Source organism: Streptomyces sp. NBC_00102, from assembly GCF_026343115.1.
In the GTDB taxonomy this organism is placed as follows: domain Bacteria; phylum Actinomycetota; class Actinomycetes; order Streptomycetales; family Streptomycetaceae; genus Streptomyces.
This window is the reverse complement of sequence record NZ_JAPEMC010000006.1, coordinates 115785-130679: the sequence shown is the minus strand read 5'-3', so window position 1 is coordinate 130679 and position 14895 is coordinate 115785. Positions and strand designations below refer to the sequence as shown.

General features: G+C 71.5%; 9 protein-coding genes and 1 pseudogene. 5 read left to right on the top strand and 5 right to left on the bottom strand.

Annotation, left to right across the window (positions count from 1 at the left end):
- Positions 1 to 123 precede the first annotated feature (123 nt).
- Complete coding sequence (locus OHA55_RS35555) at positions 124 to 1836, bottom strand: MFS transporter (protein WP_266714482.1); 1713 nt, start codon at positions 1834 to 1836, stop codon at positions 124 to 126.
- A gap of 483 nt (positions 1837 to 2319) precedes the next feature.
- On the opposite strand from OHA55_RS35555, the gene OHA55_RS35550 reads away from it, so the two are divergent.
- Positions 2320 to 3117: a TetR/AcrR family transcriptional regulator gene (locus tag OHA55_RS35550; protein WP_266714480.1), complete on the top strand. Its 798-nt coding sequence runs from the start codon at positions 2320 to 2322 to the stop codon at positions 3115 to 3117.
- Positions 3118 to 3484: 367 nt separating this feature from the next.
- Here OHA55_RS35550 and OHA55_RS35545 read toward each other — a convergent pair whose 3' ends face one another.
- Positions 3485 to 4951: a non-reducing end alpha-L-arabinofuranosidase family hydrolase gene (locus OHA55_RS35545; RefSeq protein ID WP_266714478.1), complete on the bottom strand. Its 1467-nt coding sequence runs from the start codon at positions 4949 to 4951 to the stop codon at positions 3485 to 3487.
- A gap of 603 nt (positions 4952 to 5554) precedes the next feature.
- Between OHA55_RS35545 and OHA55_RS35540 the strand changes: the two genes are divergently transcribed.
- The 4 genes and pseudogenes from OHA55_RS35540 (at position 5555) to panD (ending at position 9576) form a co-directional block, all read left to right on the top strand.
- A complete protein-coding gene (locus tag OHA55_RS35540; RefSeq protein WP_266714476.1) occupies positions 5555 to 7015 on the top strand; it encodes an endo-1,4-beta-xylanase in 1461 nt (486 codons plus the stop codon).
- A 187-nt stretch (positions 7016 to 7202) separates the two neighbouring features.
- Positions 7203 to 7754, top strand: a pseudogene (locus OHA55_RS35535) (glycoside hydrolase family 43 protein); the annotation flags it as partial.
- 164 nt (positions 7755 to 7918) lie between these two features.
- Positions 7919 to 8926, top strand: coding sequence for a LacI family DNA-binding transcriptional regulator (locus OHA55_RS35530; RefSeq protein ID WP_266714474.1), 1008 nt, complete (start codon positions 7919 to 7921; stop codon positions 8924 to 8926).
- A gap of 224 nt (positions 8927 to 9150) precedes the next feature.
- A complete protein-coding gene (panD, locus tag OHA55_RS35525; protein ID WP_266714472.1) occupies positions 9151 to 9576 on the top strand; it encodes an aspartate 1-decarboxylase in 426 nt (141 codons plus the stop codon).
- A gap of 448 nt (positions 9577 to 10024) precedes the next feature.
- Here the strand turns inward: panD and OHA55_RS35520 are convergent, their stop codons facing one another.
- From OHA55_RS35520 to OHA55_RS35510, 3 genes are all read right to left on the bottom strand, one after another.
- Positions 10025 to 11389: a diaminopimelate decarboxylase gene (locus tag OHA55_RS35520; RefSeq protein WP_266714470.1), complete on the bottom strand. Its 1365-nt coding sequence runs from the start codon at positions 11387 to 11389 to the stop codon at positions 10025 to 10027.
- A gap of 305 nt (positions 11390 to 11694) precedes the next feature.
- Positions 11695 to 13458, bottom strand: a complete 1764-nt coding sequence (locus OHA55_RS35515; RefSeq protein ID WP_323180552.1) for a helix-turn-helix domain-containing protein — start codon at positions 13456 to 13458, stop codon at positions 11695 to 11697.
- A 25-nt stretch (positions 13459 to 13483) separates the two neighbouring features.
- Positions 13484 to 14839 (bottom strand): tetratricopeptide repeat protein, encoded by a 1356-nt coding sequence (locus OHA55_RS35510; RefSeq protein WP_266714530.1) that lies wholly within the window; start codon positions 14837 to 14839, stop codon positions 13484 to 13486.
- Between the last annotated feature and the right edge of the window lie 56 nt (positions 14840 to 14895).

Genomic DNA, 14895 nt, shown 5'->3' with positions numbered 1-14895 from the left:
GTCGGCAAGCCAGGACGACCTGCCAGGGGCGCCTTCCTCACCGTCGGACATACGTGACGCAGTCCCGAGCGCGGCGCCTCGCCGATCCGCCGCGGTGGAGCGGCGGATCGGCCGGGCGCCGTCTCAGTGGGCGGGGGTTTCCTCGGGACGAGCGTGGCGGGGGAGCAGGAAGGCGAGGAGGAAGGTGAGGACGAGCATGCCGTCCACGATCCACAGCACGGTCTTCATCGCCGAGCCGAAGCCGCCGCGGAAGGCGGAGGACGCGGTGTCCTGGAGTGCGGCGGGCACCTTGGCGGCGGCTTCGGGTGAAGTGGCGGCGGAGCGGGCGTCCTTCTCCAGGAGGGTGCAGGAGGAGGGGGTCGCGGCGGGGTCCTTGGCGACGGCGCGGTCAGCGGCGCAGCGGCGCAGATCCGCGAGGACACGGTCCTGGGCCGCGGGCGGGACGTGGACGGCGCCGAGCCGGTCACGCAGACCGTCCGCCTGGTGGTCGACGGAGCTCGCGATCGAGCCGCCCAGCAGGCCGAAGAACGCGGTGCCGAGGATGGCCACTCCGAAGGCGCCGCCGAGCTGCTGGACGGCGGTCATCGTGCCGGATGCCGAGCCCGTCTCGTGCTGCTCGACGCTGGAGAGCACGATGTCGAAGAACGGGGCCATCAGCAGACCCATGCCGGTGCCGGTCACGAGCAGGGCGGGCAGGAGCTGCCACGGGCCGACGCCGCTGCCCGCCGTGTCGAGCGTCAGCCAGACACCGAACACGCCGACTCCCATGACCAGCGCGCCCGCCTGAAGCACGGCCCGGCCGAACCGTGCCACGGCCTGGGCCAGGCCGAAGCCGACGATCATGCCGCCGGACCATGGCACCATCACCAGGCCCGCCTTGAGCGGTGAGTAGCCCAGCCCGATCTGGGTGTAGAGGTTGAAGACGAGCATGAAGCCCTGCATGGCCGAGAAGAAGACCAGCCCGAGGGTCATGCCTCCGCTGAATCCGCGCTTGCGGAAGAGGCTCGGTACGACCAGGGGGTCCAGCCCAGCCCTGCTGCGGCGCGACTCGTACACGGCGAAGACGGCGAAGACGGCGACCGAGGCGGCCAGCATCGCGAACGTCCAGGCGGGCCAGTCGTACTCGCGGCCCTGCACCAGCGGGAAGATGACGAGCAGCGCGGCGAGCGAGACCAGGAGCATGCCGGGGATGTCCAGGCGGGGCTTGTCGCCGGCCTGGGTCCGGGGCAGGTAGCGCAGGGCGCCGAGGAAGGCCGCGGCGCCGAGCGGCAGGTTGATCAGGAAGATCATCCGCCATCCGGTGCCGAAGTAGTCGGCGTCCACGAGCCAGCCCGCGAGGATCGGCCCGCACACGGCGGACAGCCCCATGACCGGGCCGAACAGGCCGAAAGCCTTCTGCGACTCCTTCGGCGGGAACATCTCCTTGATCATGCCGAGGCCCTGAGGCAGCATCACGGCGCCGAACAGTCCCTGGACGACGCGAGCCGTGATCAGCGTGCCGGGCGACCCGGCTATCGCACACAGCAGCGAACCCGCGGTGAAGCCGGCGGCACCCACCAGGAACATCCGGCGGCGGCCGTGTATGTCTCCGAGCCGACCGCCGGTGACCAGTCCGACGGCCATCGAGAGGGTGTACGCGGCGGCGAGCCATTGCAGCGTGGACGCACCGCCGCCCAGGTCGGCCCGCATGGAGGGACCGGCGATGTTGGTGACTACGGCGTCCAGGAGATCCATCACCTCGGCGGCGAGGATCACGAAGAGCGCGACCCAGCGCCACCGGTAGGGCGCCGGGGAGTCGGTGGGCGCCAGGGATGACGCAACACCGGTGGTGGACATCGGATCTCCTCGTGGAAGGGCAGCGCCGGCCACGGTCGGACGGGGTGCCTGATGGTCGTGCTGATGGCATACCGCAGCGGAGAACACGTCTTACGGGAGAACAGTGTTCAGTCAGAGAACGGCGTTCATTAAGATATAGCGCAATGGTCGCCCGGGACAAGATATATCGCGTCCTGGGCGGGGCAGGGCAGGGGGCGGGTGTGGGGAGTGGGTGTGGGGAAGGGGTGAGGTGCTGCGCCCGACAAGGCCCGACGTGACCCGGTCATGGCTGCACCACAGGGCCCGACGGCACCCGTTCACGGCACAGGCGATCCCTGGTGGTCCGTCGCCACGCGGGCGTTCGCGCCTCTCCGGCACGCGGACCCGCCTTGGCCTCGGCGGGGGCGCCGTTGCGTCCGGCCCGGCGATCGCGCATCACGCGGCCGGGCGGGTTCCGCCGACGGGTCACCCCGTTCTGTCGCTCCCGGTGCCTAGGCTGTGTCCATGACCGACCCGGCCACCGGTACCCCCGCGCCTCCTCCGCCCTCTCCCTGGGAGCGTGGGCGTCCCGCGCGCACCCAAGGAGCTCCCGCGCGCCTGCCGCTGTCGCGCGACCGGGTCGTCGACGCCGCATTCACCGTGCTCGGCCGCGAGGGACTCGATGGTCTGTCGATGCGTCAGGTCGCGGCCGAACTGGGCGTATCGGCCTCGGCCCTCTACGCCCACGTCAGTTCCAAGGACGAGCTCCTGGAGCTGATGTACACCCGCCTCTTCGACGGTTTCTCGATCCCCTCGCCCGATCCCGCCCGATGGCAGGAGCAGGTGCGCGACTACGCCCGGTCCGCACGGCAACGCCTCCTGGCCCACCGGGACATGGCCCGGATTTCGATGGCGCACGCCCCCTTCACCGCCGAACTGCTGCCGCACGTCGAAGCCGTGCTGGCCGTCTTCCGCGTCGCGGGTCTGCCCGACCGCATCGCGGCCCGGGCGGGCGACATCATCTCCACCTACATCGACGGCTTCGTCCTTGAGGAAGGGCTGTGGCGGGACCGGGACCGGGGCGCGGGCCGCGAAGGTGACGACCTCTCTCCGGCCCCGTCCGACCGGGGCCAAACGGCAGGGGAGATGCAGACCTACTTCGCCTCTCTGCCGGCGGCGGAATTCCCTCATCTGCGCGCCCTGTCCGGGCTGCTGGTGACGGACTCCTCCGAGGAGAGGTTCGACATCGGCCTGGAGATCATCCTGAGGGGCCTCGCGAGCTACCTGCCGGACCCGAAGCGACGTCAGAACCCACAAGCTTAGTGCCGCGGGCGGCGGTGCTGCCCGCACGCCGTGCCGGCCCCCCCCCGGAGCCGTATGCGTCTCGGGCCGCCCGGGGTCGTAAACGTCTCGGGGCGTCGGGGCGTCGGGGCGTCGGGGCGTCGGGGCGCCGGGGCGTCGGAGTGTCGGAGTGTGTCCCGCGCGACGGGCGCAGGAAGCCCGTATGCAGGAGTGTGGCGGGCGGGTGCCCGTACGTCTGCCCCGCCTTCGCCGTCAACCTGCCCTCTTCGTCCTGCGGCGGCGCTTCGTCGCGTGGCAGTGGCGTGAGGGAGGCGGGGGAATCGGGGCAGGGCGGATCGGAAAGGGCGCGACCGGCCCGGTGCGTGACCGGGCCGGTCGCGCCGTCCGGTCAGTGCTGCAGTGTCAGCAGGCCCGGACGGTAGGGCAGGAGGCCGTAGTCGCCGCCGGAGCTGGGGCTGCGGCCCTGGTAGAGCAACTGCAGGTTGCAGGGGTCGACGGTCATGGTCTGATCGGCGCTCGTGCGGATCAGTTCGCCGTGGCTGATGTCGTTGGTCCAGGTGGCGCCACTGTTGGCCTTGCCGGCGAACGGATTGCTCTCGGTCGCGGCCTGGGGTGTCCACGACCCGTTCAGACCGGTGGCCGTGAACGAGCGGAAGTAGCGGCCCTGCGAACCGATCGCCTCGACGATCATGAGGTACCGGTTCTGGCCCTGCAGCTTGTAGACCTGCGGCGCTTCGAACAGATTGTTCGTCGAGTCGCTCATGACCACGGTGGAGGACGACCCGAAGCTGCCCGGGAAGTTCCCGATCGGCATGGAGGCCCGGTAGATCTTGCCGTTGTCGCCGGCGAAGAACAGGTACATGTTCGTCCCGTCACCGATGATCGTCTGGTCGATGGGTCCGGTCCCGGAGTCGCTGATGCTCCCGGAGAAGAGCACCTGCGGGGATGACCAGCCGTTGGGGTTGGTGGGGTCGCTCGACGTCCGGTAGGAGAAGGCGGTCCCGCCCCACTGGTAGGTGAGCACCCAGATGTTCTTCGGCGCGAAGTAGAAGAGCGTGGGTGCGACGGTCGCGGACGACATGGTGTTCTGGCCGGCCGACGCCATGTCCGACCAGTTGGTGAACGGGCTGAAGTTCATCGAACCCCAGCTCGACCCGGTGTCGTGCGTCGTCGCGTAGACAAGCTGCTTGCCGTTGTAGGGGACGACCGTGAAGTCCTTGAGCGAGGCCCACCCCTGCTTGGGCTGCGCCAGAGCGCCCGTCGACGCCCAGCGGTAGGCCGACGGAAGGTCGCACGTGCCGGAGGTTTCGCCGCCGACCTTGACCAGCTTCCACTGCTGGTTGGTACCGCCCCAGTCGTCGTACTGGACGACGTTCGCGTTGTCGGCGGTGGAGGCTCCCTGCACTTCGAGGGCCTTGCCGCTGTGCCGAGAGATGAGCCTCACGTAGCCGTCGGAGCTGTCGGCCAGCTTCCACTGCTGGTTGGTGGCGTTCAGGTCGGTCCACTGGACGATCGAACCGCCGTTCGCGGTGGACCAGTTGTAGACGTCGAGCACCTTGCCCGAGAGGACGGACTTGACGCGGTAGTAGCCGTCACCGGAGTCGGTGAACTGCCACTGCTGCTGCTTCTGGTCGTTCCGGGTCCACTGGTCGATGCGGGCGCCGTCCCCGGTCGCCAGGTTGTAGACGTCCAGGGCCTTGCCGCTGTTGCGGTTGACCAGTACGTACGAGGCGCCGGAATCGACCGTCGCCGCTTCGGCGGGCTGGGCCCCGAGGAAGCCGGCCACGAGCAACAAGGGTGCGAGGAGCGCGAGCAGGCGTTCCGGACGGGCCGGAAACGCGTGGCGGAACCACATCAAAGGACCTCCTGGGAGGGGTCGGGGTGAGGTGACCCGACGGGCCGCGGTGCGGGTGCGGGAAGACCAAAGCTTTTTCGAAACATTGCGCAAAAGCTTCGTTCTCATGACGCCACAAGCTAGGAATGTGAGCGCTCGCAGTCAAGGTGTATGGCAGATCTGTCTGGGATTGAGTCCGCCCTCGCCGGTGCGAACCGGTGTCAAGCCTTGTACCGAAAGCCTGTTGGCGGCACGAGCCGGCCATAGGTGGCCGCGCCGGGCGCCCGATGGCGGGCTCGCTTGGTTTGCGAAACATTTCGAAGTGTTAGCGCAAACAATCTGCGCGCGAGGTATTGACGAGCCACCGTCAATACCTCAATCATCCCTGTCTGGGACACCGGACGCGGTTCGGCACGTCCCACCCCCGTCGGCTCCGGGCTGTCTCTGCCGTCCGGCAGATCCGCGCACAGCCGATCGACGGATCCGGCACGACAGATCCGTGCACGACATGCACGACAGGCGCGCGCACCCGCCGGCCTGCCCGTCCGCCGACCGCACGAGGGCGGACGACGCGGGCTTTGCGCTTCGTTCCTTCCGCGATCCCCTATTTCTGGAGGCACAGCCATGGGCTCCTACTCCCTACCGAGATCCGCTCTCGGCCGGCCGCTCCGTGTTCTGCTGCCGGCGCTGCTCGTCGGCGTCCTGGGGGCGTCCGCCGCGCTGGTCGCACCGTCGGACGCGCACGCCGCCGAGACCACGCTCGGCGCCGCGGCGGCGCAGAGCGGCCGCTACTTCGGTACCGCCATCGCCTCGGGCAGGCTCGGCGACTCGGCGTACACCTCGATCGCGTCACGCGAGTTCAACATGGTGACGGCCGAGAACGAGATGAAGATCGACGCCACCGAGCCGCAGCGGGGACAGTTCAACTTCAGCAACGCCGACCGCGTCTACAACTGGGCGGTGCAGAACGGCAAGCAGGTGCGCGGCCACACCCTGGCCTGGCACTCCCAGCAGCCCAGCTGGATGCAGAGCCTGAGCGGCAGCTCGCTGCGCCAGGCGATGAACGACCACATCAACGGCGTGATGGCCCACTTCAAGGGCAAGATCGCCCAGTGGGACGTCGTAAACGAAGCCTTCGCCGACGGCAACTCGGGCGGTCGCCGCGACTCCAACCTGCAGCGCACCGGCAACGACTGGATCGAGGTCGCCTTCCGCACCGCGCGCGCCGCCGACCCGTCCGCCAAGCTCTGCTACAACGACTACAACATCGAGAACTGGAACTGGGCCAAGACCCAGGGCGTGTACAACATGGTCAAGGACTTCAAGTCCCGCGGCGTGCCGATCGACTGCGTGGGCTTCCAGTCGCACTTCAACAGCGGCAGCCCCTACGACAGCAACTTCCGCACCACCCTGCAGAACTTCGCCGCCCTCGGCGTCGACGTGGCCGTCACCGAACTCGACATCCAGGGCGCCTCGTCCACGACCTACGCCAACGTGGTCAACGACTGCCTGGCCGTCTCGCGTTGCCTCGGCATCACCGTCTGGGGCGTGCGTGACTCCGACTCCTGGCGATCGGGAGACGCGCCGCTGCTGTTCAACAACGACGGCAGCAAGAAGTCCGCCTACAACGCCGTCCTCAACGCACTCAACAGCGGCTCGTCCGGCGGTGGCGACGGTGGCGACGGCGGTGACGGCGGCGGCCAGAGCGGACAGCTCAAGGGTGCCGGTTCCGGCCGCTGCGTGGACGTGCCCAACTCCGCCACCGCGGACGGCACCGCGGTCCAGCTGTACGACTGCCACAGCGCCGCCAACCAGCAGTGGGAGCTCACCTCCGCCGGTGAACTCCGGGTCTACGGCAACAAGTGCCTGGACGCCGCGGGCAGCGGCAACGGTGCCAAGATCCAGATCTACGGCTGCTGGGGGGCCGACAACCAGAAGTGGCGCCTCGGCTCCGACGGCTCCGTGGTCGGCGTCCAGTCCGGCCTCTGCCTCGACGCCGTGGGAGCAGGCACCGGCAACGGCACGCAGCTCCAGCTCTACACCTGCTCGAACGGCAGCAACCAGCGCTGGACCCTGTCGTCCTGACCCGGTCCGCCGCCGCCCTCCTCTTCCGGGAGGGACGGCGGCCGACCGCCCGGAGGGCCGCCGCCACGGCGGCGGCCCGTACCGCGTGGACCGCCGCCCCGCCCGCGCAGTCGCCCCGGGGCGCGGCACGCGGAGCCCGGGACGGACGGACGGACGAGCGAGAACCGAACCGTCGTCCGGATTCGCCTCCTGGTCGCTCACCGAGCGATCCGGCCATCTGGTCCTCCACCCCACCGGTCCCACCCTGGACACCCCCGGGTACACCTTCGTCGGCCGCCGCCAGCAGCACCACGACTGCCGCGCTGGCACCCTGACCGACCCGGGCACGGGACGCGGCGGACTCTGCCTGCGCCTGGACGAGGCCCACCACTACGAACTGGAGGCCGGGGACGCGGAGGTCACCGTCGTCGCCCGCAGCGGGCCGCTGCGCCAGACCCTGGCCCGCAGGCCGGTCCCGGCCGGGCCGCTGCACCTCACCGTGACGATCCGGACGTCCGACCTCGTTCCCGCGTCGCCCCACCTCACCGACGGCGGCACCACGGGCCCCGACACCATCGGCTTCTGGCTCGGCGATCCCGACGCCCCCGGCGCCCGTCCGATCGCGGAACTGGACGGGCGCTACCTGTCCACCGAGGTCGCCTGCGGCTTCACCGGCCGGGTGATCGGCATGTACGCCACCCGGGGCTCGGTCGCCTTCGACTGGTTCGAGTACGCGCCGGCCCCGACACCGTCCGTGTGACGCCCGGGGGCGGGCGGAAACCGCACCCCCGGGCCCGCCCGCACCCGGTCCACCCGCCCCCGCCGGAAGCGCTTCCCCGGTCCCCGGCAGGCCCCTTCGGCAGGTGGGCTAACCTTTGCCCCATGCCGCCTCGACCAGCCGGATCGCGTCCCACACTTTCCCTGGTGGCCAAGACCGCCGGTACGAGCATCCCCACGGTGTCCAAGGTGCTGCGCGGCGGAACGGACGTCTCGTCGGAGACCCGCGCGAAGGTCATGGAAGCCGTGCAGGCCGTCGGCTACACCCGTCCGGCCGGGGCCAAGGGCGAGACCGCACGGGACGAGAGCGGCCTCGCCCACGCGCTCGACCTGGTGGTCACCCACTTCGAGGGATCGTGGGCGAACCTGCTGATAGCCGGGGTCGGACGCGAAGCGGCGGCGGCCGGCATCGACGTCGTCCTGACCCTCGCGGAACCGGACGGAGACTGGGTGTCGCGCCTGCTGAGAAGGCGCACCATCGGCGTGATCGGAACATTGGTCGATCCCGCGTCGCGGCAGTTCGGCGCACTCTTCGCCGCGGGCATCCCCGTGGTGCTCATCGACCCGATGAGCACGCCCCCTTCGGGAGTGGCGAGCATCGGAGTGGCGAACTGGGAGGGTGGCCGCATGGCCTGCGACCACCTCCTCTCTCTCGGCCATACGCGGATGGGGGTGGTCGCAGGCCATGCACGCCACCTCTTCAGCAGGGCGCGCGTCGACGGTTTCCGTGCGGCGGCCGACACCACGGCCGTCGGCGACGCCACGGTGTCGGTGGCCCACGGCGGATGGAACCGCGCCAAGGCGGCGTCCGCCACCCACACCCTGCTCGACGGTGACCCGAGGATCACGGGCGTCTTCGCCTGCGCGGACTCCATGGCACTCGGTGTCTACGACGCGGTGGCGGCCCGGGGCCTGCGGATACCCGAGGACATCAGCGTCATCGGGTTCGACGACCTGCCCGAAGCGCAGTACGTCACTCCAGGCTTGACGACCGTCAGACAGCCCAGCACCGAGCTGGGCGCCGCGGCCGTCAAGCGTCTGATCGAGCTCTCCCGGGGCGAGAACGCCGGTGTCCGGTCACCCGCCCGCATGGAACTGGCCACGGAGTTGGTCCTCCGCGCCTCCACCGGACCCGCCCCGGCGCCGTCCCCCTGACACATACCGGTGTCCAGGCGGGGCGACGAATTCGGCGCGATGTCGACCGCGCACCCGGTGGCCGGCAGGAACGCGCGCGCCGTCGACCGGAGGTCCACCACGAACTCGTGGTCCCGGCCAAAAACCTGGGGAATGCTGCCCGGCATGCGAATCGTTGTAGGGTAGGTGGATAGCACTTGACCTGCGAAAACGCGGGCAGGGAGCCTAAGTTCAGGAGTTCATCGATGATCCGCACCATGTTCAAGTCCAAGATTCACCGCGCCACCGTGACCCAGGCCGATCTTCACTACGTGGGGTCGGTCACGATCGACGCCGAGCTCATGGAAGCCGCGGATCTGCTCCCCGGTGAGCTGGTGCACATCGTCGACGTCACCAATGGCGCCCGCCTGGAGACCTATGTCATCGAGGGTGAGCGGGGCTCCGGCGTGATCGGGATCAACGGCGCTGCGGCGCATCTCGTGCACCCCGGTGACCTGGTCATTCTCATCAGCTACGCGCAGGTGGACGACGCGGAGGCGCGCACGCTCGTCCCGAGCGTGGTGCATGTGGACGCGGACAACCGGATCGTCGGGCTGGGGAGTGACGCCTCCGCCCCTGTGCCGGGTACGCCCACCGAGCGCAGCCCGTACGCGGTGCCGTCGGCCCGCTGAGTCCGCGGCGGCCGGCCCGGATCGAACAAGCGTTCCGTGGTTCGGTAAACGTGTGTTCGGGCGGTCGGTACGGGTGCGGTCCGGGCGTGTGAGGTGTGGTCCCGGCAGGCGCGGGCAGCCGCAGCGGGAGACGGTGGGGATGAGCCCCACTCGTACCGTTCGCACCATGGGAGGGTCGCGATGACCCAGCCGTACCCCGATCCCGTCCATCCGTCGCCCGTGCCGAGCCCGCCCCCGGTGCCCGGGCCGCCGACGCCGGTGCCGACTCCGCCGCCGGTCCCGCCGGGGCCCGGGCCCGTACCGCCCGGCCCTGCCCCGGACCCGATTCCGCAGCCGCCGGCGCCGGGCCCCGACCCCGTACCGGAACCCGAGCCGTCCCCGCAGCCCGCGGGGTGATCCCGGGTGCGGGCCCGTCCGGCGCGCGCCGTCCGTGCGGGCGGGCCCGAGGTCATCCGACGCTGCCGTTCACTCCACCGAGCCCCACCAGAGCGTCGGCGTGTCCGAGTCCACTCTCGGCCGCGATCGACTCCAGCGACTGGGCGTCGCGCACCGGTGCGAAGCGCACCCCGCCCCCGGCCGTCGTGCGGAATCCGTACACCGCCGGCCTCGGCAGGCTGTTGTACGCCCAGGGGGCCGAGAAGTAGTAGGCCCCGGTGTCGTAGAGCACCACGAAGTCGCCCTCGCGCAGCTCCGGGAGCTCCCGGCCGTACGCGACCACGTCCCCGGCGAAGCAGCAAGGGCCCGCGATGTCCTGCGCGAGCGCGGGCCCGCGCTTGGGCAGGCCGTCGGGCCCGAAGGCCCCGACCCGCAGCGGCCAGGCCTCTGGCATCAGGACCGTACGGGTTGCTGTCTGCGCGCCCGCGTGGGTCAGGGCGATCCGCCGCCCGCCCGCCTCCTTGGTGTACTCCACCAGCGCCCCGATGAACCCGTTCTTCGCGAGCAACGACCGGCCGAACTCGGTCACCAGCGCGTACCGCCCGTCGAAGAGGTCCGGTACCGCCTTGCGCAGTGCCGTCACGTAGTCGCCGTGGGTGGGCCGCACTTCGTCGTCCGCGAAGTTGACCGGCAGCCCGCCGCCGATGTCCAGGCTGGTGATCCGGCGCTCGCCGAGGTGCGCGTTGATCTCCTCGGCCAGCCGGTACGTCTCCGCGACACCGGCCGCGAGCAGGTCCAGCGGACAGCCCTGGGAGCCGACGTGCGCGTGCAGCCGGGTCAGCCAGGGGCGTTCGGCGAAGGCGCGCACCACCGCCTCGCGGGCTCCGGGGTCCCGCAGCGCGACGCCGAACTTCGATGTGGCGGTGGCCGTGCTCATGGCGCCGATCGCACCGCCTCCGACCTGCGGGTTCACCCGGAGCCCGAGGACCGAGGGGGAGGTGGACCAGCGCAGCGCGTCGATGCGGCGCAGTTCGTCGAGGCTGTCGGCGTTGACCGCGATCCCGAGTGCCAGTGCCAGCCGGATCTCCTCGCGGGTCTTGGCGGGGGAGTCGAGCACGATCGTCGACGGCGCGAAGCCGGCGTCCACGGCCAGCCGCAGTTCCCCGGGGCTCGCCACCTCGCACCCCATTCCGTACGACGCGAGCAGGCGCAGTACCGGGACGAGAGGGGACGCCTTCGCCGCGAAGGTGTGCAGGACCTGGGGGGCGCCGGAGAACGCTTCCCGCAGGGCCTCGACCGAGTCCCGAACCCCCTCGGTGTCGATGAATCCGACGACGGGCTGAGCCTCTCCGAGCAGGCCGTCGTCGATCGCGCGCCGCACGGCATGGGCGAATTTGGGGGTGGTCGGTGTACCGGTGGCGGAAAACGTCTGGGTCATACGGTGAGAATCCCCGACCGGCGGGCCCCGGTCATTGTCGGCGGGGCCAGTCCTGGAGGTGAATCCCGTTCTGCCGGACAAACCCCGGGCATGCAGGTGCAAAGGAGTGCAAAAGTGTGCACAAGGCTCGACAGATGGTCCCGGAAGCCAGTCTTCAGAAGCCTGTCTCAGTAGCCAGAAGCCAGAAGCCAGAAGCCAGAAGCCAGAAGCCAGTAGCCAGTAGCCAGTAGCCAGAAGCCGGAAGCCGGAAGCCAGAAGCCGGAAGCCAGAAGCCATTCTCAGAAGCCGGTCGTCGAAAGCCGGTCTCAGAAGCCGGCGGCGAGGCGGACGGCGACCGTCAGCAGCAGCCGGGTGTCCGGGTCGTCCATGTCCACCCCGTGGCGTTCCTTCACCCGCCGCAACCGGTAGCGGAGGGTGTTGGCGTGCAGGCCCAAGCGGCGTGAGGCGACCGGAACGTCGCCCGCCGCGTCCAGGTAGGCGGCGAGGGACCGGACCAGCTCGCCGCCGGCCGCGAGGTCGGCCCGCACCAGGTCGTGCACCGGGCCGTGGCCCCCCTCCCACAGCGGCCGGACCGCGTCGAGCATGCGCCGTACGTCGACCACCGGCCCCAGCTCGGCGGCGCCCGCCCACCGCACCGGTACCCGGTCGCCGTGCTGCCCGGCATCCCGTGCGGCGAGCCTCTCGCGCAGCACCCGCACGACGAGACACGCCTCCTCGTAGGAGGCTGGGGCGCCGAGGACGGAATCCGCCACGGCCCCCGCGCCCACGAGCACCGGAACCCCACCGGGCAACGAGGAGGCGAGGGTGGCCAGTTCCCGGGCGAGCCCCAGTGCCTCGCGGTCCTTCCCGGAGCCGGCGGGCAGCAGGGCGAGCAAACTGTCCCGCTCCCGGAGAGTTCGCACCTCGGGGCGGTACGAGGCCGCGTGCAGGGCCAGTACGTCGAGCGTCCGGTCCAGCGCGGGAGCCACCGGCTCCGATGCCGACCCGGCTGCCACCGCCACCACCGCGCACGGTGTGCCGGGCGCCAGTCCGAGCGACCAGGCGTGGGTCCTGAGATCCCCCTCGCCCCGGAGAAGTCCGCGCAGCGCGTGATCGCGCCGCCGCACCTCGCCACTCTCCCGCAGCCGATGGCGTACGAGGTGGGGCGCGGCCGTGGCGGCGGCGGACAGCAGCGCGCGGGCCGCGCCCGGCAGCAGGGGACTGCCGTCCGCCGCCACCCAGATCGAGCCGAGCACCTCGGGGCCGCTGCGCACCGCGACGATCAGGCGCTCGGGGCTGTCTCCCTCGGCGGGGCGGTGAATCACCTCGCGTGAGGTCCAGAGCGTGCGCAACAGGCCGCTGCGGCGCAGCTCGGCCACCCGCCACTCGGGCACCCGGCCGCCGAGGACGGTGGAGCGGCGGACCCCGTCCGCCTCGGGCCGGGTGGCGGAGTGGGCCAATACCCGGAAGCGGGTGTCCTCGATGGTGATCGCTCCGCCGGTCGCGGCGGCGATCACCGCGGCGAGTGTGCTCAGCCCACCGCCCGCGGGATCACCGGCCGACGGGTCCTGAGCGGTGCCGCCCGCAGCCCCGAAGGCGAGGGCGGAGCGCAGCAGCGTCGCCGTGTCCGTCCAGTCCGCCCAGGCGGCGCGGGCCAGCACGGCGATCCCGTCCTCACGCGCGCTGTCCAGGACCTCCGGCGCGGTTCCGGCATCCCCGGAATCGCGCAGTACCACGGCGCACGCCCCCTGCCGAGCGGCCCGGCGCACCGCGGCCGCGGCCTCCGGAGACGCGGTGTCGACCCCCACGGCGAACAGCAGCAGCCCCTCGGCCGACCCGGGCGCGCCGTTCTCGGCGAACGCGCTGCCCCGGACGGGGACGTCCTGTCCGGCGGGGGCGAGCAGCAGTCTCAGGGTGCCGCTGTCGTCGAACGCCAGGACGTCCCGCAGCGTGACGGTGGCCGAGGGCGCGGACATGGCCGTGGGCGGGGACGTGGGCGCAGCCGTGAGCGCGGACGTGGCCGTGGATGCGGACGTGGCCGCGGGTGCGGACGGGGACGGTCCGGGCGACGGGGCAGGGAGAGTGGTCATGGTGCCGAGAGGGCTTGGGAGCCCGCTACCGTCCCGCACCCCCCAGGATCGGGCGCGGACTCACCGGTGCGGGGCCCAGCGTGGTCGAGCCGGGAGCCGCCCGGTGACCGAGGCCGGTCCGGTACGCGTCCAGCGCCGCCTCCGTGCGCCCCACCCGGCGCAGCAGGTCGCCCAGCAGTCTGCAGATGTCCGCAAGGTCCCCGGCCGCCCCCGCGCGCTCCAGCAGGGCCAGCGCCTTGACGTAGTGCTCCTCGGCGGTGTCGTTCTCGCCGTCCTCCTCGTGGATCAGCCCGAGGAGCCGGTGCGCCCCGGCCGCGTGCACCGCGCCCCGGTCGGGCTGGAGCTCGTCGAGCAGCCGGTGCAGCAGGTCCTCCGCCTGCCGCGCCTTGCCCTGGCGGCGCAGGACGTCGGCGAGCTCCACCTCGACCTGGGCCGTGTAGAGGGCGGCCCGCTTCGAGGCCAGCATGTCCCGGGCGGCCCGCAGTTCGCTCTCGGCCCCGGAGAGGTCGCCGTCCTGGGCCCGTACGTAACCGCGCATCCAGTGGCAGTGCGCCATTTCCGTACGGATCTGGAGCTGCTGGTAGATCTCCGCCGCCCGGGTCAGCGAGGCGTCGGCCTCGTCGGTGCGGCCGGCGGAGATGAGGGACCGGGCCACGCTGCGGTGCATGCCCGCCACCAGCTCCGGATCGTCGACGCGGGGCGCGAGCGCGAGCGCCAGCTCGCCGGCCTGCGCCGCCCGGGCGTGGGCACCCATGTCCATGTAGGGCGCGATCGACGCCGTGTACAGGAGGAGCAGCGCGCCGGGGTCGGGGAGCCCGGACGCGTTCAGCTCGTCGATCGTGCTCTCCAGCAGGTAGCAGGAGTACCGGAGTTCACCCGCCAGCAGGTGAACGACGGCGCGGCCCCGGACGGCCCGCGCCCGCTGGGCGAGCGGGGCGTCCGCGAGCAGGCGCTCGGCCGCCTCGAAGTGCTGCCGGGCCGTGGGGAGATCGCCGGTCTCCAGGGCGCATTCGCCGAGCCCCAGAGCAGCCGAGGCGCTCTCCTGGTCGAGCTCGAGCAGGTCGGCCTCGGCGCGCAGTTCGGTGAAGTCGGCCACCGCGTCCTCGGCGGCACCGGTCGCCAGGGTGCGCTGGGCTTCGACCAGCCGTAGCCGCAGTTCGGTGGCGAGGTGCGCGGGGCGGCCGGTGGCCACCTCCTCGTAGCTCACACCGAGCCGTTCGGCGAGGTGGCGGACGGCCGCTTCGGACGGCCGGACGCGCCCGGCTTCCAGGGTGGATATGTAGGCGGGGGTGTACGAGGGTTCGGCGAGCTCGCGCTGGGTGAGACCGCGCTCCGCGCGCAGCCTGTGGACGCGCCGGCCGATCGTGGCGGGATCGTCCACCGGTCCGCGTTCCGTCCGACGCCCGGTCGGGCTCTTCTCCGCCACGTGGCCCCTCA